The following is a 21995-nucleotide window of genomic DNA, read 5'->3' on the forward strand; positions in this document are numbered from 1 at the left end:
GAGCCGCGTCAGCACACCCGGCCCCTCGCTGCACACGACAGGCCGCAAGTGAAGCCGTCAGCGCTCTCCGGCTTCGCACAGGGCCTGGATATGTACCGCCGCGCTGGCGGCGAGTGCGTCGAGAGCGTAGCCACCTTCCAGCGTGGACACTACCCGCCCGTCGCAGAGACGATCGGCGGCCTCGACGATGCGCTCGGTCACCCACTGGTAATCCTCGGCCTCGAGCATGAGGTCGGCCAGCGGATCCGAGCGATGGGCATCGAAGCCGGCCGACACGAAGATCATCTCGGGCGCGAATGCATCCAGGGCCGGCAGCCAGTCACGCTCGACCGCCTGGCGGAACACGCTGCCCGGGGTGCCGGCCTTGAGGGGCGTCTTGACCAGCGTGTCGTGGCCGTTGTCATCCGAAGTGAAGGGAAAAAGCGGGCTCTGATAACTGGAACAGAACAGCGCGCGCGGTTCGTTGCCGAGCACGTCTTCGGTGCCGTTGCCGTGGTGCACGTCGAAGTCGAGAATCGCCACGCGCCGCAGCCCGTGGGCATGCAATGCGTGCGCCGCGCCCACCGCGACGTTGTCGAAGAAACAAAAGCCCATCGCCCGGTCGCGCTCGGCATGGTGGCCGGGCGGGCGCACGGCACAGAAGGCGTTGGCCGCCTCGCCTGCCAGCACGGCATCCGTCGCGGCCACCACCGCACCGGCTGAATGCAGCGCGGCGGTCAGGCTATGGCCATTCATGTAGGTGTCGTCATCCAGACGCACGCGGCCACGCGTGGGCGCGAAAGTCACGAGTTCGTCGACGTAGGCCGGACTGTGCACCCGTTTGATGGCGTCCAGGGGTGCCTGCGGCGCATCCCGGCGGGCCACACGGCGGTCTGCCCCGACCACGCTCATGCCTTTTTCGATAGCGACCAGTCGTGCCGGCGCCTCGGGGTGGCCACGCCCCATATCGTGCAGCGGGCAACTCGAATGGCTGAAGTACGCAGTGGTCATAGAGGAATCGTCCGAATACCGACAGGTAGTACGGCGCCAGACTTCGGCGCCGAGATATCCTGCGCATCGAACAACACCGCACGGCGCAATGCAAGTCAGCCGAAAGTCGGTACGGGCCTGGGCAAAATCCGCCGGCCCTGCTCCGGCCATAAAAAAAACGCCGCACAAGGCGGCGTTTTTCGGCTGACGCTTACCCGGCTCGCGCGTTCGCGGCCGGCGTTGGCGTCACTGGCTAACGCATGGCCACGATACGATCGACCACGTTGCTCTCAGCCGCTACGTCAGGGCCATACAGCGTGCTGTAGTTGCTCTGCATCCACTGGCCGAAGGCGTCCGGGTTTTCTTCGTGCAGCAGGGCCGCGAGCGCATCGAGATTCTCGCCTTCACCCGTGGCTGCTTCACGGCGCAGGGCCACCGACTGCGTATCGGCGAAGTCCTGGGCCTGGGCGAAATCGTCGTCGATGTTCTTGCCCACGATATAGGCCGTGGTGCCGGCCGTGCTGGCGGTGGTGATCAAATCATCGCGATCACGGGCGGAACTGCTGGTGGCAAGGCCGAGGCCTATCGCGGCCACGCCGCAAAGGGCAAGACCACGCGTCCAGCTGCTGGTTTTTTTATTCATTCGTTACTCCCACTAGGCTTTTGGCGATTACGCAGGCGAGGCTAGGCACCTGCGCATGAACTATTACTGAATCGGCCAGCATCGACTCACTTGTACAGCGCGTTGCCGCCGTCGCGAAATTCTTCGGCCTTTTCCGCCAGGCCGGCATCGATCGCATCCTGCGGGGTTTCGATACCGCGCTCGGCCGCGAATTCGCGTACTTCCTGCGAGATACGCATGGAACAGAACTTAGGCCCGCACATGGAACAGAAATGCGCCACCTTGGCGCTGTCCTTGGGCAGGGTTTCGTCGTGGAACTGACGCGCCTTCATCGGGTCGAGCCCGAGATTGAACTGATCCTCCCAGCGGAATTCGAAGCGTGCCTTGGACAGCGCGTTGTCGCGAATCTGCGCCCCCGGATGCCCCTTGGCCAGATCCGCGGCGTGGGCGGCGATCTTGTAGGTGATGATGCCTTCACGGACATCGTCCTTGTCGGGCAGCCCCAGATGCTCCTTGGGCGTGACGTAACAAAGCATCGCGGTGCCATACCAGCCGATCTGGGCCGCACCAATCGCCGAGGTAATGTGATCGTAGCCGGGGCCGATATCGGTGGTCAGCGGGCCGAGCGTGTAAAACGGCGCTTCGTGGCAGTCGGCCAGCTCGGCGTCCATGTTCTCCTTGATGCGCTGCATGGGAACATGGCCGGGGCCTTCGATCATCACCTGCACGTCGTGCTTCCAGGCGATCTGGGTCAGCTCGCCGAGCGTACGCAGTTCGGCCATCTGGGCTTCGTCGTTGGCGTCGGCAATCGCGCCCGGGCGCAGGCCGTCGCCCAACGAGAAGGCAACGTCATAGGCCTTCATGATTTCGCAGATCTCTTCGAAATGCGTATAGAGAAACGACTCGGTGTGATGGGCCAGACACCATTTGGCCATGATCGAGCCACCGCGGGAGACGATGCCGGTCACCCGATTGGCGGTCATCGGCACGAACGGCAAGCGCACGCCGGCATGGATGGTGAAGTAATCGACGCCCTGCTCGGCCTGTTCGATGAGCGTGTCGCGATACATCTCCCAGGTCAGTTCTTCGGCCTTGCCGTCGACCTTTTCCAGCGCCTGGTAGATTGGCACCGTACCCACCGGCACCGGCGCGTTGCGGATGATCCATTCGCGAGTTTCGTGGATGTGCTTGCCGGTGGACAGATCCATGATCGTGTCGCCGCCCCAGCGCGCGGCCCAGACCATCTTTTCGACTTCCTCGGCGATCGAACTCGTCACCGCCGAGGTGCCCATATTGGCGTTGATCTTCACCCGGAAATTGCGGCCGATAATCATCGGCTCGGATTCCGGGTGGTTGATGTTGTTGGGAATGATGGCCCGCCCGGCGGCGATCTCGTCGCGCACGAATTCGGGCGTGACATGTTCGGGCAGATTGGCGCCGAAGCCCTCACCCGGATGACGACGCAGCAGGCGCGAGTCCTTTATCGCGTCGATCTTCGCGTTTTCGCGAATCGCCACGAACTCCATTTCCGGGGTGACGATCCCCTGACGCGCATAGTGCATCTGGCTGACGTTGGCGCCGGCTTTGGCCTTGCGCGGCACCCGCACATCGGGAAAGCGCAGGTGGCCGGTCGAGGCATCCTCGGCGCGGGCGCGGCCGAACTGCGACGACAGGCCCTCGAGTAGCTCGGTATCGCCCCGCTCTTCGATCCAGGCTGCACGCAGTGCGGGCAGACCGCGGGTGAGATCGATGGCGGCTTCGGGGTCGGTATAAGGCCCGGAACAGTCGTAGATGGTAATCGGCGGGTTCTTTTCCACGCCGAACGTCGCCGGCGTGTTCGACTGGCTGACCTCGCGCATGGGCACACGAATATCCGGCCGCGAGCCGGTTTCGTGAATCTTGCGGGAATTGGGAAACGGCTCGCGCATTTCGTCGGCCAGACGCGCGGACACCGCCAGATCTTTGGGAACAGCGCTCATATCGGTTTGCCGTCGGGGGAGTAGTCTTTCAATCTACCAACCTGCAATGTGCAATAAAAGCCGCGCACAAGCGTGTGGGCGCCGCTGTGCGGGTCATTAGCCGGCGCGCGACAGGCTCGCACTGTCCACGATTGCCGCCCCGGCGGCCTGCATGGCCTCGATCGCGGCCTCGCAATCGCCGGGCTGCATATCCACGCCGCGTACGCCATCGCGCACCAGCGTCACGCCGAATCCTTCGGCCAGCGCATCCAGCACGGTGAACTTCACACACACATCGGTGGCCAGCCCGAGTACCACCACATGATCGATTTGCGCGTTGCGCAGATGCGCCGTCAGCCCGGTGGCCTGGCGGTGGTGGTTGTCGTAGAAGGCGGAGTAACTGTCGATCCGCGGGTCCGTGCCCTTGCGCACCACGTGATCGATACCGGCCACATCCAGCGCTGCTGCAAAGCCGGCCCCGGGCGTGCCCTGCACACAGTGCTCGGGCCACAAAATCTGGTCGTAGCCGTCCAGCTGCGTGACCTGAAACGGCTCGTAGCCGGCATGCTCGGCTGCGAACGACAGATGGCGCGGCGGATGCCAATCCTGGCTCGCCACCACGTGGTCGAAACGCGGCATCAGGGCATTGGCCACCGGTACCACCGCATCGCCTTCGGCGACCGCGAGCGCGCCGCCTGGCAGGAAATCGTTCTGGATATCGACGAGTAGCAGCGCCTGTTTCATATCGGATTCACTCCGCAATCTTGCCGGAACGCGAGGCCGGCGGATTGTCTCTGCGTGCCAGCCAGTCACGCAGCGCGTCCGTCGATTCTTCCAGATAACGATCGATCAATGCCGGGTAGTCGCTACGCTCGGCGAAGTAGGCAAACTGTTCTGCCGCGTGGGCACGTACATCGGCCAGAGCCGGCGCGCTGCCGGTACGCTGGCCGTTACGCACCACGCCGGTGAGCAGGTCGATATGTGGCGCCTGCGGGTCGAACTGGTGGCAGCTTTCGCCCGACGTGCCGGCCCAGGCGGTTTTCGGCGCGGCCTCGTCGAACAGCAGATCGGCAAACGGCGCGCCCTCGTCGGTAAAGCGGCGTACCTGATGCACGCCGGGACGGGTGAGCTTGCCGGGCGTGTCCGAGAGCTTCATCCGATACGACCAGGTGCCGCGATCGCTGCGAATCGCGGCCAGCTTGTAGACGCCATCGAGGGCAGCATCGGGCTGGGCGGTGGTCAGACGCGTGCCGACCCCCCAGAGCACGATCGGCGCGCCTTCGCGCTTGAGCTCGGCGACGACGTTCTCGTCCAGGCTCGAACTGGCCGCGATGCGTACGTTCTCGAAGCCGGCCGCATCGAGCATGCGCCGCGCGGTTTTCGACAGCTCGGCCAGATCGCCCGAATCCAGGCGGATTCCGGCCATTTCGTGGCCGCTTTCGCGCAGCTTCAAGCCGGCGCGAATCGCGTTTTTGATGCCGTCGATGGTGTTGTAGGTATCCACCAGAAAGACGCAGTTTTCCGGCAGCGCGGCCGCATAGGCATCGAAGGCATCGATTTCGTCGTCGAAGGCCATGACCCAGCCGTGCGCATGGGTGCCGGATACCGGAATGCCGAAAAGCTGCCCGGCCAGCACGTTCGAAGTGCCCGCACAGCCGCCGATATAGGCCGCCCGTGCCGCCGATACGCCCCCGTCGATGCCCTGGGCCTTGCGCAGCCCGAAATCGAGCACCGGATCGTCGCCGGCGGCATGGGCTATCCGGGCAGCCTTGGTCGCGACCAGGGTCGGGAAATTCATCATGTTCAACAGCGCGCTTTCGAGCAGCTGCGCCTGCAGGATGGGCGCACGCACGCGCAGCATCGGCTGATGCGCGAATACCGCCGTGCCCTCGGGCACGGCGTCGATATCCCCGGTAAAACGCAGATTGCGCAGATAGTCCAGAAATGCCGGGTCGAACAGCGCGCCGCCGGCGTTGTCCTCAAGCGTTGCCAGATAGGCAATATCGGCCTCGGAAAACGACATCTGGGTCACGTATTCGACCGCCGTTTCCAGCCCGCAGGCGATCGCAAACCCGTTGTCGAACGGTGCTTCGCGAAAGAACAGATGAAACACGGCTTCACGTTCGCTCGAGCCGTTATGCCAGTGGGCATAGGCCATGGTGAGCTGATACAGGTCGGTCAGCAGCGCGGGCGCACGACCATAGAGTTGCCCCAGCAAGGACATAAGCGAAACATTCCGGGATGGTCCGATTAGAATGCGAACGTTTGCCGGCACTTTCAACTCGCCATCCGGCACACGAACTTGCACGGGCTACGCTCGAGCCGCAAGCTCGCTGCGATGGAGAAAAACAAACGCAGCCCGGCCGCGATCGATCGACCGCAATCGCCGCCTCGAAAGGCGCGTAAGCGGCGCCCCCCGACGCGGTGGCAACGCCTGACCCGAGCAGCGGCGCAATGGGGCATGGCCGGCTATATCTGGCTGCTGCGTCTGAGCTGTCGCATCGAGATCGTGGCCGGCGGCGAGTACCTGGAAAAAGTGCTCGCCGATGGGCGGCCCGTGGTGCCCTGTGCCTGGCATCAGCGCCTGGTCCCCAGCGGCCTGTTTCTGCGCTCGCTGGTGGATCGAGGCATGAATATCGGCTTTCTGATCAGTCCATCGCGAGAAGGCGAATTCATGTCGCGCGTCGCCCACAACCATCGCGTGACCCCGATCCGAGGCTCCTCCAGCCGAAGCGGCCGCGAAGCCATGCAGGCACTCACCGCTGCCGTGGCCGAGGGCATATCGCCCATGATGTACGGCGACGGCCCTCGTGGTCCGGCCCGCGTGTTCAAGACCGGTGCCGTGATCCTGGCCAGTCGAACCGGCTCACCGCTGTTGCTCGTGGGCGCTGCCAGCAGCCGTTTCTGGCAGGTGAACTCCTGGGACAGTTTTCAGGTGCCCTTGCCGTTCTGTCGGTTTAAAATCGCCTTGGGCGAGCCGTGGCCCATTGGCCCGCTGCACGACAAGCACGAGGCCGAGGCCATTTCAGAACAACTCGGCCGGCGCCTCGATGCGCTGTGCGAAACCGCCCGGAATGCACCCCCGTAGGATCGGTTATCGATGAATCAAGACAGTGAGCGCCAGGCCGGCGTCGCCCGCCGGCTTGGCCTGGGTATTGGCGTATCCCTGCTCAGGCCCACCGCGCGTGCCCTGCTGGCAAGCTGGCGTATCCAGCATGTCAGCGGCGACGCCCAGCTTTCGCAGGCGATCGATAGCGGGCGGCCGCTGCTGGCGTGCTGCTGGCACCAGCGTTTGAGCGCAAGCGTGGGTTATCTGCTGCAGGCACGGGCACGCGGACTGCGACCCGGATTTCTGGTATCGCCCTCACGCGATGGTGAAATCACGGCGCGCGTGGTCGAGGGCATGGGCGCACATATCATCCGCGGCTCGGCCACGCGTACCGGCGCCCGCGCTATGCGCGATCTCTACGGCGTAATGAAAACCGGCGTGTCGCCGATCATCCATCCGGACGGGCCGCACGGGCCGGGCTTCGTTGCCAAGCCGGGCACGCTCATGCTCGCCCAGATGACGCAGGCCACCCTGTTGCCGCTGTCGTTTTCGGCCGACCGCTACTGGCAGCTCGACTCATGGGATCGATTGATCATTCCCAAGCCCTTCGCGCGGGTGACGATCACCATTGGCGAGCCGTTCAGCATTGCCCGCGGCGACAACATCGAGGCCGCCGCCGAGTCCCTGGGCTCGCAATTGGACGCGCTGACCCGCGAGGCCGATCGTTTGGCCGGAACGACGCCGCGGCCGCCGAAGAAACTGGGCAAGCCGCGCAGCTCCACCTCAGGCGCCGAAACCACCCGCAACGACTAGGGCGTGTGAACGCGGACGAAATCGCCGCGCCGCGGCCCGCTTTCGTGCAAGACACTGCGCGGTGAGCGGGCTGTCGCTTTGCGACATGAGCGAGCTGCAATGCCTGATGGCGCGCCTTGAATAACGACGCGGGGGCCGCGTCCCGACGGCTCGCGTCCGAAAAATCCACGACGCAACGTTGCGCGTCGCTCGTTTGGCGCACCCAACATCTGGCCTCTCGCCTTGCCCGGCGAATGTCTGCAGGGCAAGGCGACGATTGGCGCTCGGGTTAACCGGCCCTACGCCGTGGCGGTATCGGCCTGCAGGTAGGCTGCCAGGGCGTTGATGGTCGGGTAATCGAACAGATCGGTCATCTCCAGCCGGTTCGGCCAACGCGTTTCGATGCCTTCGTGAATCTGGGCGAGCTCCAGCGAGGACAGGCCGATTTCGAACAGATCGTCTTCGAAACCGATGTCCCGGCCGGGCACGACTTCGTCGCAAATCGCCTTGAGCTCGACGGCAAGATCGGTGCTCTCGGCCGCCGTGTCGCCGCCGTCTTCGCAATCGAGCAAGGTATCGAGTTGCTCCGCGATCTGGTCGAATTCGCCCTCGGCATACTGGCGTGCGAGCAGCGAACGCTGCAGTTTGCCGCTGGTGGTCTTGGGCATGCGCGCAATCGGCAGCACCTGCGATGCCACGAGGCCCGCGCGCTGGTTGAGCGCACCCCGCAGCCCCCGGGCGATGTCGGCGAAATCCTCCAGATGACCGCGAAACACCACGAACAGCACCAGCGCCTGCTCGGTGGTGCTCGGCGCCTGTACGCCAGCCGCCGCAAGCTTGTTGAGCTCTGCGCCGGGCAGATCCTGCAGCAACGCCTCGATATCCTGCGGATAGTGGTTCTGGCCGTTGACGAAGATGATTTCCTTCGCCCGGCCGGTGATCACGAGTTCGCCCTCGTGACGAAAGCCCAGATCGCCGGTATCCAGCCAGCCGTCGCCCATCAGCGCCTCGGCGTTCGCCCGCGGATTGTCGTGATAGCCGCCGGTGACGTTGGCACCGCGAATAAGTACCCGGCCGACCACGCCGTCGGCGACGGCCTGGCCCTGGGCATCGGCGAGCGCCAGCTCGGTCGATTTAACCGGCGTGCCCAGGCATACGAGTTCCAGCGCATGCGCGCCGTCGTCGTAGCGCACCGTATCGCCCACGCCCAGTTCACCACGGGCCACGGATACGCTGCGCAGGCCGCGCCCCGGCTTCGGGAATGTGGCTGCGAGACTCGCTTCGGCCAGGCCGTAGACGGCGAACATGGTCGTCGCCTTCAGGCCGGTGGGCGCCAGCGTATCGAGGAATTCGCGCACCAGCGCCGGCGCGATCGGCTCGGCACCGTTGTAGATCAGGCGCACGTACGACAGGTCCAGATCCGGCCGCCCCTTTGCCGAAATCGCCCGCAGCGTGTGGCGATAGCCGAAATTCGGCGAACACAGCAGCGTGGCCCGCGTTTCGGCCGCCTTTTCGAGCCATAGCAGCGGGCGGCGCGCGAACAGATCCGGCGTCATCAAATAGTGGGCAAAGCCGTTGCAGACCAGGGTGAGATGAAAACCGATCAGCCCCATATCGTGGGTAAGCGGCATCCACGACAACGCCACCTCGTCGGCGCCGAACCGGGAACCGCTGCTGATCGCCTCGATATTGGCCAGCACGTTGGCATGGGTGAGCACGACGCCTTTCGGATCGCCGGTGGAACCCGAGGAAAACTGGATGAACGCCGTATGCTCGGGCGTCAGCGTAGCCCGCCGGGCCGGAACGTCCACGGCCGGCGGCTCATCGGAGAGTGCGCGCTCGCCCAGGCGCTCGCTCGCGGCCTGCTCGCCGCGCTGTTCGAGCAGCTCACGCAGGCGCTCGATATGTTTTGGCGCGGCCACCAGCCGCGGTTCGTCGAGATGCCGCCAGACGCGCAGCAGCTTGTCCATCTGGGCCGCGGTCGCGCCGGCCGCGATCGGTACCGGCACGATGCCGCCATAGATCGCGCCCCAGAAGAACTGCAGGAAACGTAGGTTGTCTTCCACGAACAGAATCAGCGGCTCGCCGGTCGTCATGCCCAGCTGCTGCAGCACGGCCAGACGGTCCTCGGCTGACCGGGTCAGCATGCGGTAGTTGAGACCGCGCTCTTCGTCGGCGCCGTCGATGAAGACAATGCCGTGCGGCGAGTCGTTATGCGTATCCAGTGCGTCGGCGAGCGTATTGAAAACGGGCATGAGAAACCTCTAGGACAATTCCTGTCTGACGCGCCAACGAATTGGCACGCCGTCGCCGGGCCGCAGATTGATCCGCGATTCCAGCATGGGTGGATGTTCGCCGGCATAAACCGGCGTAAAACGGCGCAGCATCGTGACCAGATGCGCCCGCATTTCGGTCATGGCCATATGTTCGCCCACGCAGTGGCGCGGGCCGGCGGCAAACGGCATATAGGCAAAGCGTTGTGAAGGCACGCCCTGTTGTAGAAAACGCGCCGGCGAAAAGCAATCCGGCATGCTCCAGTAGGTCGGATCGCGATGCAGAACATAGGGGCTGATCAGAATCTGATCGCCTGCCGCGATCTCGTAATCACCGAATGCGTCGGCTTCGACGGCGCGGCGCGACAGCAGCCAGCCCGGCGGATACAGCCGCAGCGTCTCATGGATCACGGCATCGATGAAGCGCAGCCGATCACTGGCGTGGTCGACCAGACCGGGGATGTCCTGCTCGTCCAGCGCGTCGACCTCTGCCTGAGCCCGCGCGCAGACCTCGGGGTGGCGCGCGATTTCGTACCAGGCCCAGGCCAGAGCGCTGGCCGTGGTTTCATGGCCGGCCACGATCAGCGTCATCACCTCATCGACCAACGCACGCCGGCTCATGGCCTCGCCATCCCGGTCGCGGGCAGCCAGCAGATGCCCCAGAAAATCGAAGGGCCGCTCGTCGCTGTCTTCGCGCGTATCGATAATCGATTCCACGACCCGGCCGAGCCGATGAAAGCGGGCGGCGAAACGCAGATCCCGGGTCGCCTCTTCGCTGAGCAGCGAAAAGGGGTTGCTCGCGCCCTCGACCAGCCGGGAGTAGTCGGCGCCGAAGATGGATTTGAGCACGATCACCAGCGTTAGTTCACTGATATGCGCAGCGACATCGACCGCTGTATCGTCGCATGCCGCTGCACGCCATCGCTCGGCCAGGGCAAGGTTCTCGTGCCCGATCATGGCGTTGAAGTCGGCCAGCCGACGCGGCTTGAACGCAGGCTGGATGAGCCGACGCTGGCGCGTCCAGAACGCGCCCTCACTGACCATGATGCCTTCGCCGAGCAGCAGCCGAACGCGATCCAGACCCAGGCCCTTGCCATAGCGTGCGGCGCGCCGAACCATGATGTGCTGCACGAAGGCCGGGTCATGCACGACCCAGCGGCGCGCGCCGCCCTGCGGCGCGGGGATGCGATACACCGGCCCGTATACGTGCTGCCAACGCACGAGCATGCGCCGCGTTGCATCATCCGGCGCGACATCGAACGGCGCGCCCGGGCCGGCCTTATCGGCGGCGCAGACAATATCGGATAGGCTGCTGGACATCTGGGTACGACCCGGTCGATACGCGGCCCCTGTCTCCTGGGCAAACGGCTGCGCGGCTTGGACTCAAATCGATTGTTTTTATGTTACGTGTATTTTACACCTTCCTGGGTACGCACGATCAAGTACTGCTGGCCGAACGGCGACGGTACGACCCGCCGGCCTACCGAGAACGCATCGATCGCATGGCAGACGACGGCGCACGCAGCCGCACGCGGGCCGGGCTTTGGTTACTGGATCAGCTGCTGACTGCGGCCGGCCATGCCGAGAACACGCTAGAACACATCGGTTTCAGCGCCAGTGGCCAGCCGCGCATTCACGGCGTCCCGTCATTCAGCATTTCCCACAGCGAGCGGCTCGTCGCCTGTGCGCTGAGCGATGAGGCAAGCATTGGTCTGGACGTGGAATACCGGCGCCTGCGCGACATGAAGCGCATGGCGCGACTGCTCGACACGGCTGAACGCGCCCACGTCGAACATACGCCGCTGGCGTTCTTCGACTACTGGTGTGCCCGCGAGGCCACGGTCAAGGCCAGTGGCCGGGTCGGCCTCAAGCGCATTCGGGCATTGAAGCTGGCCGGTGAGACGGCCAGGCTCGACGAACGGGACTGGCACCTGCAGGCGCTGGATCTGGATGCCGGCTATGCGGCCTGTCTGGCCAGCGACCGCCCGATCGGACCGGTCGATCTACGTGAACTCAGTCTTCCCGGCCGAGAAAATACAGGCCCGCATAAATCTTCGGATCAATGATCTTGCCCTGGGCCTCGCATTCGACCAGCCAGGCCTCCACCTCGCCCAGCGGTATCGCATGCGGAATGATGTCTTCGCTGTCATCGCCGCCGCCGGCATCGACCCGCGTGACCCGACCGGCCCGATAGAAGCTCAGTGTTTCGCTGGACAACCCGGCGCTGGGCGGGCCTTCGGCAAGAAACGTCATGCCCTGCGCGCGATAGCCGGTTTCCTCTTCCAGCTCGCGTATCGCGGCCAGCTCCATGGCTTCGTCTTCGGCACCCGCGATGTCGCCGACCAGACCGGCTGGCAGCTCGATCACATCGGCCTGAAGCGGCAGCCGCGGCTGCTCGACGAGCAGCAGTTCGTCATCATCGGTCACGGCCACGATCACGACCACGCCGCGGGCATTGACGCGTTCCACATATTCCCAGTGGTCGCGCCGTTTGAGACGCAGGAATTCGCCTTCATAAAGGGTGCGATCGGCAGACATATCGGTGTTGGGCTCGTGAACAACACCGCCAGTTTAACCGCAGCCGCCCGCGCGTTGGTGCTGCTAGGCCGTGCCGTGCGTGGTCAGGCCACGCGCAGCGGGTGGACGTTGCTGGGCTTGATCATGTCCTTGATATCGTTCCAGTAGACGATTTCCATGCGCCCGTCGAAGTGCTCGACCAGCGCGCTGGCCGATTCCACCCAGTCGCCGGAGTTGTAATAGCTCACGCCTTCGATGGTCTTCATCTCGGCATGGTGAATATGCCCACAGACCACGCCGTCGAAGCCGCGACGCCGACACTCGTGGGCCACCGCCTTTTCGAACTCGCTGATGAAGTTCACTGCCGACTTGACCTTGTGCTTGGCATAGGCCGACAGAGAGAAATACGGGTAGCCCAGCCGTGCCCGCGCATTGTTGAAGTAGCGATTGACGCGCAGCAGCGTCACATAGGCAACGTCGCCGATACGGGCCACCCAGCGGTGGTAGCGGGTCACCACGTCGAACAGATCGCCATGGATGATGAACAGCTTGCGGTCGTCGGCGGTCACGTGGACGGCATCGTTGACGATCTGGATATTGCCCATCTTCAGTTCGTAGTCGACGAACTTGCGCAGGAAATCGTCGTGGTTGCCGGTTACATAGTAGACCTGCGTACCGCGTCGCGACTTGGTCAGGATACGGCGGATGACGTTGGTATGCTCCTGCGGCCAGAAGAACGTCGAGCGCAGCCGCCAGCCGTCGATGATATCGCCGACCAGATACAGCTTCTCGCACTCGCAGTGCTTGAGAAACGACGACAGCGCCTCGGGCTGGCTGCCGGCCGTGCCCAGATGTGCGTCCGAGATGAATACGCTGCGATAACGTAGCGGCGGGCGTTGCGTGTTGTCTTTTGGCATGGCCTGTTCCGGTAACGGATTCGGTTGCAGCCTAGAACGCACAAATCACGGTTCGGTGACGCTTTAATGGCGTTTTCATGACAGGCCGGAACGAACTCTTTCAGAAACGCTTTTGCTAAGCTTCGCCGCAGGCGCCGCTCGGGCCGCGCCGCGGCAGCATTTCTTTCTCGACGACAAGACAACAGATGACAGCGAAACGACACCGGGTTCTTATCGTGGGTAACGGCGGGCGCGAACATGCGCTGGCAACCAAGATCGCGGCCTCGCCGCGGGTCGATCAGCTGTATGTGGCACCCGGCAATGCCGGCACGGCCCGTATGCCCGGCGTCGAGAATATTGCGCTTGCCGCCACCGATATCGATGCGCTGCGCGATTTCGCCCTAGACAACGCCATATCCCTGACCGTAGTCGGCCCCGAAGCGCCGCTGGCCGCGGGCATCGTGGACTGCTTCGAGCAGGCTGGCCTGGCTTGTTTCGGCCCGGGCCGCGACGCGGCGCGCCTGGAAGCCAGCAAGGCGTTCTCGAAGGATTTCCTGGCCCGCCACGCGATTCCGACCGCCGACTATGCGGTTTTCAGCGAATACGATCAGGCGGCCGCCTATATTCGCGACGTGGGCGCGCCCATCGTGGTCAAGGCCGACGGCTTGGCCGCCGGCAAGGGTGTTTTCCTCGCCGATAGCGAACAGACAGCCCTCGCCGCGGCGCGCGACATGCTCGAAGACAACGCCTTTGGCGACTCCGGCGCCCGTATCGTGGTCGAACGCTTCCTCACCGGCGAAGAAGCCAGCTTCATTGCCCTGGTCGACGGCAAGAACATCCTGCCGCTGGCCAGCTCCCAGGATCACAAGGCCGCCTACGATGGCGATACCGGCCCCAATACCGGCGGCATGGGCGCCTATTCTCCGGCCCCGGTCATGACCGACGCCATTTTCGAGCGCGTGATGGCCGACGTCATCGAACCGACCGTGGCCGGCATGGCGGCCGACGGCAACGCCTTTACCGGCTTTCTCTATGCCGGCCTGATGATCGACGAGGCCGGCGACGCCCGCGTGCTCGAATTCAACGTTCGTCTGGGCGACCCCGAAACCCAGCCCATCCTCATGCGCCTGCAAAGCGATCTGGTAGACCTTATCGAAGCGGCACTGGATGCCCGACTCGACCAGGTAGAAGCCGAATGGGATACGCGCGCCGCGCTGGGCGTGGTGATGGCGGCCGGCGGCTACCCCGGCAGCTATGACAAGGGTGACGAAATCACCGGCCTGGAGGCCGCCGAGGCGGCCGGCGCACAGGTATTTCATGCCGGCACCCGACTGGCCGATAACGATAGGGTGGTGACCGACGGTGGACGCGTACTATGTGTCTGCGCCCTCGGCGATGACGTTGCCCAGGCCCAGTCACGCGCCTATGCTGGGGTCGAAAAAATAAGCTGGCGCAAGGCGATGTATCGTCGTGATATCGGTCATCGGGCGATATCGCGCGATGACTCGTCGGCGCCACAATGAACGATAATCAACAAGACCTGCCTTTTCGCGATCAGACTGTTCCAAGGAATCTAGCGATGAAATCGACTCGTTTCGTGAGCCGTATGTGCCTCTTGTGTGTTCTGCTCGTTATGGCAGCAACCAGCCAGGCAGCCACCGAAAAGACGGTCTACGGCTGGGTGGAGAAGGCGCAGCTCGTGCCCTGGGGCGTGACCCTCAAGGCCAAGCTCGATACCGGCGCGCTCACTTCGTCGCTACACGCCACGAATATCGAAAAGTTCGAAAAGGACGACGACACCTGGGTGCGATTCACGACGCGCGTGGAAGATCAGCGCACCAAGGAAATGGTGGAAAAGAAGTTCGAGCGCCCGCTCTATCGCGAACTCGAGGTTACCGGCGCCGGCGGTAGCGACGAGCGCCCGGTCGTGCTGCTCGATGTCTGCATGAACAACACGATCTACGAAGAACAGTTTTCTCTGCGCGATCGCGGCGACATGATCTACCCGCTGCTGCTGGGCCGGCGCACCATTCGCCATCTCGGGCTCATCGACGTCAGCAAGAGCTTTCTCAACGAGCCCGAATGCGACCACGACTCCAAGGTCGTCGAACACAAGAAAGATTCCGATTCCGACGACTGAACGGCCCGACATTTAAGTGAAAGACCTTCATCTCAAGACGCTCGCGCTGTTTCTCAGCGTCGTTGCCATCGCGCTGTGCTTCTACAAGACGGAACGTCTCGGCGTGCCGCTGACGCCGCAGTCAAGCGCCCAGGTGTGGACCGCCGAAGCCACGGTTCGATTCGATGGCCAGGATCGATCCGCCAAGATCAATCTGGCGGTGCCCAAGGCGCCACCGGGTTTCTCGGTACTCGACGAGAACTTCATCTCGGCCGGCTACGGCCTGGCCACCAACGATCTCGGCGCCAATCGGGTGGTTCAATGGGCCGCACGTAACCTCAGCGGCCAGCAGACGCTCTACTACCGCGTCGTGCTCACCGAAGACAGCGACGCGCATCGCGATCGAACCGAGCCTACGCCGACCTATCCCGACATTCCCGAGTATTCGGACCCGGAACGGGCAGCGGTGTTCACCCTGCTCGACAGCGTGCGCTCGCGCTCGGCGGATACGGCCTCCTTCGCCCACGAGCTGCTGCGCCGCTTCAACGATCCCACCCCGGAAGCCGAGGTGAAGGTTCTGCGCGATGAGTCCTCGGATGCGACCGCCCAGGTCAAGCAGATCCAGCATATCCTTGCCGGCGCCCGCATCCCCTCGCGTATCGCCCATGTGCTGCCGCTGGCCGGCAGTCTGCGCCACGGCAGCCTGACGCCCTGGCTCGAGGTCTACAACGGCGAACGCTGGCTGGCCTTCAACCCGCGCACCGGCGCCGCCGGTTTTCCGGCCGATGCGCTGGTGTGGTATTCCGGTGACATGCCGCTGGTGGATATCGAAGGCGCCGACAACGCCAGCGTACAATTCTCGGCCCTGCGCACGTCCCGCGATGTGATGGGCCTGGCACAGCAGCGTGCCCGGCTGATCAACTCCGACGTGCTCGAATACTCGCTGCTGTCGCTGCCGATCGCGACCCAGAACACCTACAAGATTCTGCTCACCGTGCCGCTGGGCGCGCTGGTGGTGGTACTGCTGCGCAACTTCATCGGCCTGCGCACCTTCGGCACGTTCATGCCGGTACTTATCGCGCTGGCCTTTCGCGAGACCGAACTGCTCTGGGGCTGCATCCTGTTCACGGTGCTCGTCGCCCTGGGTCTGATCGTGCGCTTCTATCTCGAGCGGTTGAAACTGCTGCTCGTGCCCAGACTGGCCTCCATGCTCACGATCGTGATTCTGCTCATGGCCGGCGTGTCGGTCATCAGCCACAAGCTCGGCATGGAGCACGGGCTCTCGATCGCGTTGTTCCCGATGGTGATTCTGGCGATGACCATCGAACGCATGTCGATCGTCTGGGACGAAAACGGTCCGAAGGATGCCCTGCTGTCCGGCTTCGGCAGCCTGGCGGTCGCAGCCGTCGGTTTCGTGGTGATGACCCACCCGCTGGCGGAGTATCTGGCCTTCGTCTTCCCCGAGCTGCTGCTGCTGGTACTGGCGTTCACCCTGCTGGCCGGGCGCTATACCGGCTATCGTGTCTCCGAGCTGTGGCGCTTCCGCGCCTCGGCCCGGGCGATCACGAACAAGCAATGAGCGGCTTGGGACGCGGTTGGCGCAGCCGGCTGCGGCTGCTGCGGCGCAACCCGCCGCTGCGCATGCCGTCGACGCTCAGGGAGCTGGGCATCCTCGGAATGAACGAGCGCAACGGCGACTACATCAGCATCTACAACAAGCGCAAGTACTATCCGCTGGTCGACGACAAGCTCAAGACCAAACAGCTGGCGCTGGAAGCCGGCATCGCCACGCCGCAGCTGTATGGCGTAATCGAGATCGAACATCAGGTGCGCGAGCTCGACACGATTCTGGGCGATCACCAGGACTTCGTGATCAAGCCGGCCCAGGGCTCGGGCGGCAGCGGCATCATGGTTATCGGCGGCCGACGCGGCAATCAGTTCCTGCGCTCTTCGGGCGTGAGCGTGTCCCGCAGCGAGCTCGAGCACTTCATCTCGAACGTGCTGTCGGGCATGTACAGCCTGGGCGGCCTGCCCGACAAGGCGATCATCGAGTATCGCGTCAAACCGCATGCGGTCTTCGACGCCGTGAGCTTTCAAGGGGTGCCCGATATTCGCACGATCGTGTTCCGCGGCATCCCGATCGCCAGCATGGTGCGTCTACCCACGCGTCAGTCGGACGGCAAGGCCAATCTGCATCAGGGCGCGATCGGCGCCGGCATCGATCTGGCCAGCGGCTGCACGGTCGACGGGGTATGGTTCAACAGCGTGCTGGATTCGCACCCGGATTCGGGCAACGCCGTACGCGGTATCCAGGTACCCGACTGGCAGCTGCTGCTGGAACTGGCGGCGCGCTCCTACGACCTCACCCAGCTGGGGTATCTGGGCGTGGACGTGGTGCTGGATGCCGAGCACGGGCCGCTGGTACTCGAGTACAACGCCCGGCCGGGCTTGAATATCCAGCTGGCCAACCAGATGGGCCTGCGTCACCGGCTCGAGAAAGTGCGCGCGATCGAAAAGATACCCAGCTCGGCGGCAGCACGCGTCGCCCTGGGCCAGAAATTGTTCGGGGAAGGCTAGCCCGGCGCCGTCGTTGATCGACGAGCGCCGGGCCACGTCTGCGGCGGTCCGGCTTCAGCCGGCCCGATTACGCGCGTGAATGAACGTCCAGTAGCCGAAGGCGTTCACCGGGCGGGTCTCGACCACGTCGAGATCGGCCATTTCGAGGAAATCGTCCAGCGGGAACGAGGGCCGGAAACCGACCAGCTTCGACAGCGGCGATACCATCCGCTCTAGCGAGGCCATCGCCCCCTTGCCCTGGCTGAAGTGGTTGACGATGAACAGGTCGCCGCCGGGCTTGCAGACGCGCTTCATCTCCTCGACCACCTTCTTCGGATCCGGGGCGACGGATACGACGTACATCGCCACGACCTTGTCGAAGCTGTTGTCGGCGTACTCGAGCGCCTGTGCATCCATCAACGCCAGCGAGATGCGATCGGCGTTGCCGTTGACGCGCGCCTTGGCGTACTCGAGCATTTCCGGCGACACGTCGATACCCACGACTTCGACATCGTCGGCGTAGTGGTCGAGCGACAGCCCGGTTCCCACGCCTACCTCGAGTACGCGATCACCGGCGTTGCAGTCCATCTTGCGCACCGCCACTTCGCGCCCCTGCTCGAACACCGGGCCGAAGAAACGATCGTATTGTCGCGACAGACGGCGATACGCGGTTACGACGGATTTTTCATCCATGAATAGGTTCCCGTAGATTAGTCGTGCGGCCAGTCAGGCGAGCGAAGAATACGCCTGTGTCGTCGCCGACACAAAAATCGCGCGCACAACGAAGCCTAGAGCGCGCCGCGCGACGTTGCGCGCACCTTTTGTCCGACGAGTTCGAACAGCCCACGCATATCGCCACCGCGATGACAAAGCCGCGGACGTGTTTCGTGCTCGAAGAAACGGATGGTGCGAAAAGAGCGTGCCGGGTCCATACGAAACCAGTGTCTGAGCCCGGCCGGTATGCGCACGTAGTCGCCCGGCTCGCAGGACAAGGCGAAGACCACGCCCGACGCCCGCATGAACAGGATGCCGGCGCCGTGTACGAGCAGCTGCGACTCGACCGCATCGTGCGCATGTTCGATCATGAGCTCGCGCTCGATGGTGTCGCGACGCGGATGCGAAATCGGCACGCTGGCAACATCGAGGGCAACGCGCGGCATGTTGGCCATGAGCCGATCGAGCGGCGCGATATAACTGCCGATCACCTCGTCCGGGCGCGATTCTTCATCGAAGAGCACGCTGGGCAATTCCACATGGTCGTAGTGGATGCCCACACCGGCCAGACGCCCGGCGATACAGCTGCGCTCGGTATCGCACAGCTTGAGCTGATAGGCATGGTCGATGTCGCGGTAGAGCTCGGTCATGATCGTTGTCGTTGCGCAGGGGGCATTGACCCCCGAAAAGAACACGCCGCACAGCGCAGCGGCTGGCAAGAATCCGCCGCGCTCCATAAAAAGCGCCGGCATGGTAACCGGCGCCGCGTGACAGCGAAATGTCGGGCCGACTACGAAGCCGGCCCGCGGGGGCTCACCCCTGGTCGCGCTTCCAGTTGATCAACCCGCCGGCGCGCAGGATGTCGATCTGACGATCGGACAATGCGTGCTTGCAGGTGATCGTTTTACCGTCTTCGGACTCCACTTCGACAGTATCGCCCGCCGCCAGTGCCTCATGTAGACCGCTGATCTTGAGTTTGGTGCCCTGCTTGAGCTTGTCCAGATCTTCGCCGTCAGCAAAGGTCAGCGGCAACACGCCGAAGTTGACCAGATTCTGCCAGTGAATACGCGCATAGTCCTTGGCGATAACCACACGCAGCCCGAGATAGCGCGGCGCGATCGCCGCATGCTCGCGTGAACTGCCCTGGCCGTAGTTCGATCCGCCGATAATGGCGTGATCGCCGGTGTCCTTGGCGCGGTCCGGGTAATCCTCGTCCACCACGTCGTAGACGAACTCGGCGATCGCCGGGATATTGGAACGAAACGGCAGCACCTCGGCGCCCGCACGCATGATCTCGTCAGTCGAGATATCGTCGCCGACCTTGAGCAGTACCGGCAGTTCGAACTCGTCCGGAATACCGTCGAAATCGGGCAGCGATTTGATGTTCGGCCCCTTGACGAGTTCGACCTTGCGCGCCTCCTCGATCGGCAACGGCTCTTCGAGCATCTTGTCGTTGACGACGGGATCGTCGGGATTTTTCACCTTCGGGTACTCGAAATCGAGCGTACGCGGATCGGTGATCTTGCCCATCAGCGCCGAGGCGGTGGCTGTTTCCGGCGAGCACAGGAACACCGAATCTTCCTTGGTGCCGGAGCGCCCGGGGAAGTTGCGCGGCGTGGTGCGCAGGCTGTTGCGGCCCGAGGCCGGGGCCTGACCCATGCCGATACAGCCGTTGCAGCCGGCCTGATGCAGGCGCGCGCCCGAGGCGATCAACGGCCCGAGCAGGTTGTCCCGGGCCAGCGTCTGCAGCATGGCCCGCGATGACGGGTTCACGTCGAAGGAGACATGCTTGCTCACCTCACGCCCACGCACCATCTCGGCGGTGATCGCGAAATCGCGGTAGCCGGGGTTGGCCGAGGAACCGATATAGGCCTGATACAGCTCGTCTCCGGCAACCTCTTCGACCGGCACGACGTTGCCCGGCGACGTCGGCTTGGCGATCAGCGGCACGAGCGTCGACAGGTCGATCTCGTCGTGCTCGTCGTATTCGCAGCCCTCGTCGGCGAGCAATTCCTCGTATTCGTCTTCGCGCCCCTGCGACTTGAGAAAGCGCTTGATCTCGGCGTCGGCGGGGAAGACCGTGGTGGTCGCGCCGAGCTCGGCGCCCATGTTGGCGATGACGTGGCGATCCATGGCCTCCAGGTTATCCAGCCCCGGGCCGTAGTATTCGATGATCTTGCCGACACCGCCGGATACGCCGTGGCGACGCAGCATTTCCAGAATGACGTCCTTGGCCGAAACCCAGTCCGGAAGCTCGCCGGTGAGCTTGATGCCGAAAACCTTCGGCATCTTGGTGTAGAGCGGTTCGCCGGCCATGGCCATGGCCACTTCCAGGCCGCCCGCACCGATCGCCAGCATGCCCATCGAGCCGCCGGCCGGCGTATGACTGTCGGAACCGAGCAGGGTCTTGCCGGGACGTCCGAAGCGCTCCATGTGCACGGCATGGGAAATGCCGTTGCCCGGCCGCGAGTAGTAGGCGCCGAAGCGCTCGCAGGCCGACTGCAGGAACAGGTGATCGTCCGGGTTCTTGTTGTCTTCCTGGATCAGGTTATGGTCGACATACTGAGCCGAGATTTCGGTCTTGACGCGGTCGAGCTCCATTGCCTCGAGCTCGAGCATGACCAGCGTACCGGTCGCATCCTGGGTAAGCGTCTGGTCGATTCGCAGCGCGATCTCTTCGCCTGGCGTCATCTCGCCGTCTATAAGATGCGACGCTATGAGTTTCTGGGCAACGTTCTGGGCCATGGATCCCTCCGGCGTGTTTGATGCCCTCACCATAGCTTGCGGCAACCGGTTCAGAAAGCCGCTACGGCATGTCCAAGCAAAAAATATGCCGTGAATGAGACTTATTATTATTTGCGGCTATTTTTAGTTCGCATGTGAGGGGCCAAATCGGCTACCGTTAGCACGGCGATGCAGCAGGCATCGACTCGCCACGAAGAAACGCCGACGTCGGCAACTTGTGTAAACTACATGGATTATATCTGCGGCCTGTACGCGATACGGATCCATACACGAGTGCTTCGCGTAGAATAGGAACACGCAATGAACGCTGCTACCGAACAAGCCGTCGTGATCTGGCCGCTGCTGCTATTCGCCGCCGGCGCGCTGGGGCTCATCGTGTTCATGCTCGGCGTTTCTGCCGTGCTGGGCGGGCGCCATAATTCGCGGTTGGGCAACCAGCCGTATGAATCGGGCATCAAGCCCACGGGTAGCGCCAGAATGCGCTTCTCGGCCAAGTTCTATCTGGTGGCGATCATTTTCGTGCTTTTTGATCTCGAAGTGGTCTTCATCTTCTCCTGGGCCATCGCGGCACCCGCGCTGGGCTGGCCCGGTTACTTTGCATTTCTGTTCTTTCTCGGGGTGCTGACCCTGGGCCTGATCTACGAGTGGCGCATCGGCGCGCTCGATTGGGCACCCAAGGCGCCGCGCCAGTACCGCCTGGAGGCGATCGAAAGCAATCGTCGCCGTAACCAGGCCGACGCGCCGCGATGAGAATCTCGCGCGTTGTACGCCCGCTTGGATTGAAC

General features: G+C 63.7%; 20 protein-coding genes. 8 read left to right on the forward strand and 12 right to left on the reverse strand.

The features are described from left to right. Positions 1–57: 57 nt before the first annotated feature. The 5 genes from C84B14_RS05955 to C84B14_RS05975 all read right to left on the reverse strand — a co-directional run bounded on the left by C84B14_RS05955 (position 58) and on the right by C84B14_RS05975 (position 5773). Complete coding sequence (locus tag C84B14_RS05955; protein ID WP_353222567.1) at positions 58–990, reverse strand: histone deacetylase family protein; 933 nt, start codon at positions 988–990, stop codon at positions 58–60. 232 nt (positions 991–1222) lie between these two features. Continuing rightward, entirely contained in the window at positions 1223–1612 is a 390-nt protein-coding gene (locus C84B14_RS05960) for a DUF3015 family protein (protein ID WP_348765121.1), read from the reverse strand. 86 nt (positions 1613–1698) lie between these two features. Further along, positions 1699–3570 (reverse strand): phosphomethylpyrimidine synthase ThiC, encoded by a 1872-nt coding sequence (gene thiC / locus C84B14_RS05965; RefSeq protein ID WP_353222568.1) that lies wholly within the window; start codon positions 3568–3570, stop codon positions 1699–1701. A gap of 96 nt (positions 3571–3666) precedes the next feature. Continuing rightward, the gene (pncA, locus tag C84B14_RS05970) at positions 3667–4293 is read right to left on the reverse strand and encodes a bifunctional nicotinamidase/pyrazinamidase (protein ID WP_353222570.1); all 627 of its coding nucleotides are present in this window, start codon (positions 4291–4293) and stop codon (positions 3667–3669) included. Positions 4294–4300: 7 nt separating this feature from the next. Next, on the reverse strand, positions 4301–5773 hold the full coding sequence (locus tag C84B14_RS05975; protein ID WP_353222572.1) for a nicotinate phosphoribosyltransferase: 1473 nt from the start codon (positions 5771–5773) through the stop codon (positions 4301–4303). 237 nt (positions 5774–6010) lie between these two features. On the opposite strand from C84B14_RS05975, the gene C84B14_RS05980 reads away from it, so the two are divergent. Together C84B14_RS05980 and C84B14_RS05985 are read left to right on the forward strand one after the other, a co-directional pair. Next, positions 6011–6637, forward strand: a complete 627-nt coding sequence (locus C84B14_RS05980) for a lysophospholipid acyltransferase family protein (protein WP_353222574.1) — start codon at positions 6011–6013, stop codon at positions 6635–6637. A gap of 12 nt (positions 6638–6649) precedes the next feature. Continuing rightward, on the forward strand, positions 6650–7411 hold the full coding sequence (locus tag C84B14_RS05985) for a lysophospholipid acyltransferase family protein (protein WP_353222576.1): 762 nt from the start codon (positions 6650–6652) through the stop codon (positions 7409–7411). 278 nt (positions 7412–7689) lie between these two features. Here C84B14_RS05985 and C84B14_RS05990 read toward each other — a convergent pair whose 3' ends face one another. Both C84B14_RS05990 and C84B14_RS05995 read right to left on the reverse strand, forming a co-directional pair. After that, positions 7690–9645 (reverse strand): non-ribosomal peptide synthetase, encoded by a 1956-nt coding sequence (locus tag C84B14_RS05990; protein WP_353222578.1) that lies wholly within the window; start codon positions 9643–9645, stop codon positions 7690–7692. A 9-nt stretch (positions 9646–9654) separates the two neighbouring features. Then, positions 9655–10983, reverse strand: coding sequence for a cytochrome P450 (locus C84B14_RS05995; RefSeq protein WP_353222580.1), 1329 nt, complete (start codon positions 10981–10983; stop codon positions 9655–9657). A gap of 80 nt (positions 10984–11063) precedes the next feature. Here C84B14_RS05995 and C84B14_RS06000 point away from each other — a divergent pair, with 80 nt between their 5' ends. After that, positions 11064–11729 carry a 4'-phosphopantetheinyl transferase family protein gene (locus C84B14_RS06000; RefSeq protein WP_353222582.1) on the forward strand — a complete coding sequence of 222 codons (666 nt, stop codon included), beginning with the start codon at positions 11064–11066 and terminating at the stop codon, positions 11727–11729. Here C84B14_RS06000 and C84B14_RS06005 read toward each other — a convergent pair. After that, entirely contained in the window at positions 11677–12201 is a 525-nt protein-coding gene (locus C84B14_RS06005) for an NUDIX hydrolase (protein ID WP_353222584.1), read from the reverse strand. The genes C84B14_RS06000 and C84B14_RS06005 overlap by 53 nt on opposite strands. An 83-nt stretch (positions 12202–12284) precedes the next feature. Next, positions 12285–13097, reverse strand: a complete 813-nt coding sequence (locus C84B14_RS06010; RefSeq protein WP_353222586.1) for a UDP-2,3-diacylglucosamine diphosphatase — start codon at positions 13095–13097, stop codon at positions 12285–12287. 185 nt (positions 13098–13282) lie between these two features. Here C84B14_RS06010 and purD point away from each other — a divergent pair, with 185 nt between their 5' ends. From purD to C84B14_RS06030, 4 genes are read left to right on the forward strand one after another with little or no spacing between them, the layout of a single operon-like run. Next, positions 13283–14599: a phosphoribosylamine--glycine ligase gene (gene purD / locus C84B14_RS06015; RefSeq protein ID WP_353222588.1), complete on the forward strand. Its 1317-nt coding sequence runs from the start codon at positions 13283–13285 to the stop codon at positions 14597–14599. Between the two features lie 56 nt (positions 14600–14655). Then, a complete protein-coding gene (gene rloA3 / locus C84B14_RS06020) occupies positions 14656–15216 on the forward strand; it encodes a retropepsin-like aspartic peptidase RloA3 (RefSeq protein ID WP_353222590.1) in 561 nt (186 codons plus the stop codon). A 16-nt stretch (positions 15217–15232) separates the two neighbouring features. Then, positions 15233–16774, forward strand: coding sequence for an inactive transglutaminase family protein (locus tag C84B14_RS06025; RefSeq protein WP_348765109.1), 1542 nt, complete (start codon positions 15233–15235; stop codon positions 16772–16774). Continuing rightward, entirely contained in the window at positions 16771–17772 is a 1002-nt protein-coding gene (locus C84B14_RS06030; RefSeq protein ID WP_353222592.1) for an alpha-L-glutamate ligase-like protein, read from the forward strand. Before C84B14_RS06025 ends, C84B14_RS06030 begins: the two co-directional genes overlap by 4 nt. A gap of 54 nt (positions 17773–17826) precedes the next feature. On the opposite strand, the gene C84B14_RS06035 is transcribed toward C84B14_RS06030, so the two are convergent. The 3 genes from C84B14_RS06035 to C84B14_RS06045 all read right to left on the reverse strand — a co-directional run bounded on the left by C84B14_RS06035 (position 17827) and on the right by C84B14_RS06045 (position 21210). Further along, the gene (locus C84B14_RS06035) at positions 17827–18444 is read right to left on the reverse strand and encodes a class I SAM-dependent methyltransferase (RefSeq protein ID WP_348765107.1); all 618 of its coding nucleotides are present in this window, start codon (positions 18442–18444) and stop codon (positions 17827–17829) included. 95 nt (positions 18445–18539) lie between these two features. Beyond that, positions 18540–19115 carry a hypothetical protein gene (locus tag C84B14_RS06040; RefSeq protein ID WP_353222594.1) on the reverse strand — a complete coding sequence of 192 codons (576 nt, stop codon included), beginning with the start codon at positions 19113–19115 and terminating at the stop codon, positions 18540–18542. A 163-nt stretch (positions 19116–19278) separates the two neighbouring features. Further along, a complete protein-coding gene (locus C84B14_RS06045; RefSeq protein ID WP_348765105.1) occupies positions 19279–21210 on the reverse strand; it encodes an aconitate hydratase in 1932 nt (643 codons plus the stop codon). A 300-nt stretch (positions 21211–21510) separates the two neighbouring features. Between C84B14_RS06045 and ndhC the strand changes: the two genes are divergently transcribed. Continuing rightward, complete coding sequence (gene ndhC, locus C84B14_RS06050) at positions 21511–21960, forward strand: NADH-quinone oxidoreductase subunit A (protein ID WP_348765104.1); 450 nt, start codon at positions 21511–21513, stop codon at positions 21958–21960. The last annotated feature ends 35 nt before the right edge of the window (positions 21961–21995 follow it).

The sequence above is a fragment of the Salinisphaera sp. C84B14 genome (genome assembly GCF_040361435.1).
Classification (GTDB): Bacteria; Pseudomonadota; Gammaproteobacteria; order Nevskiales; family Salinisphaeraceae; genus Salinisphaera.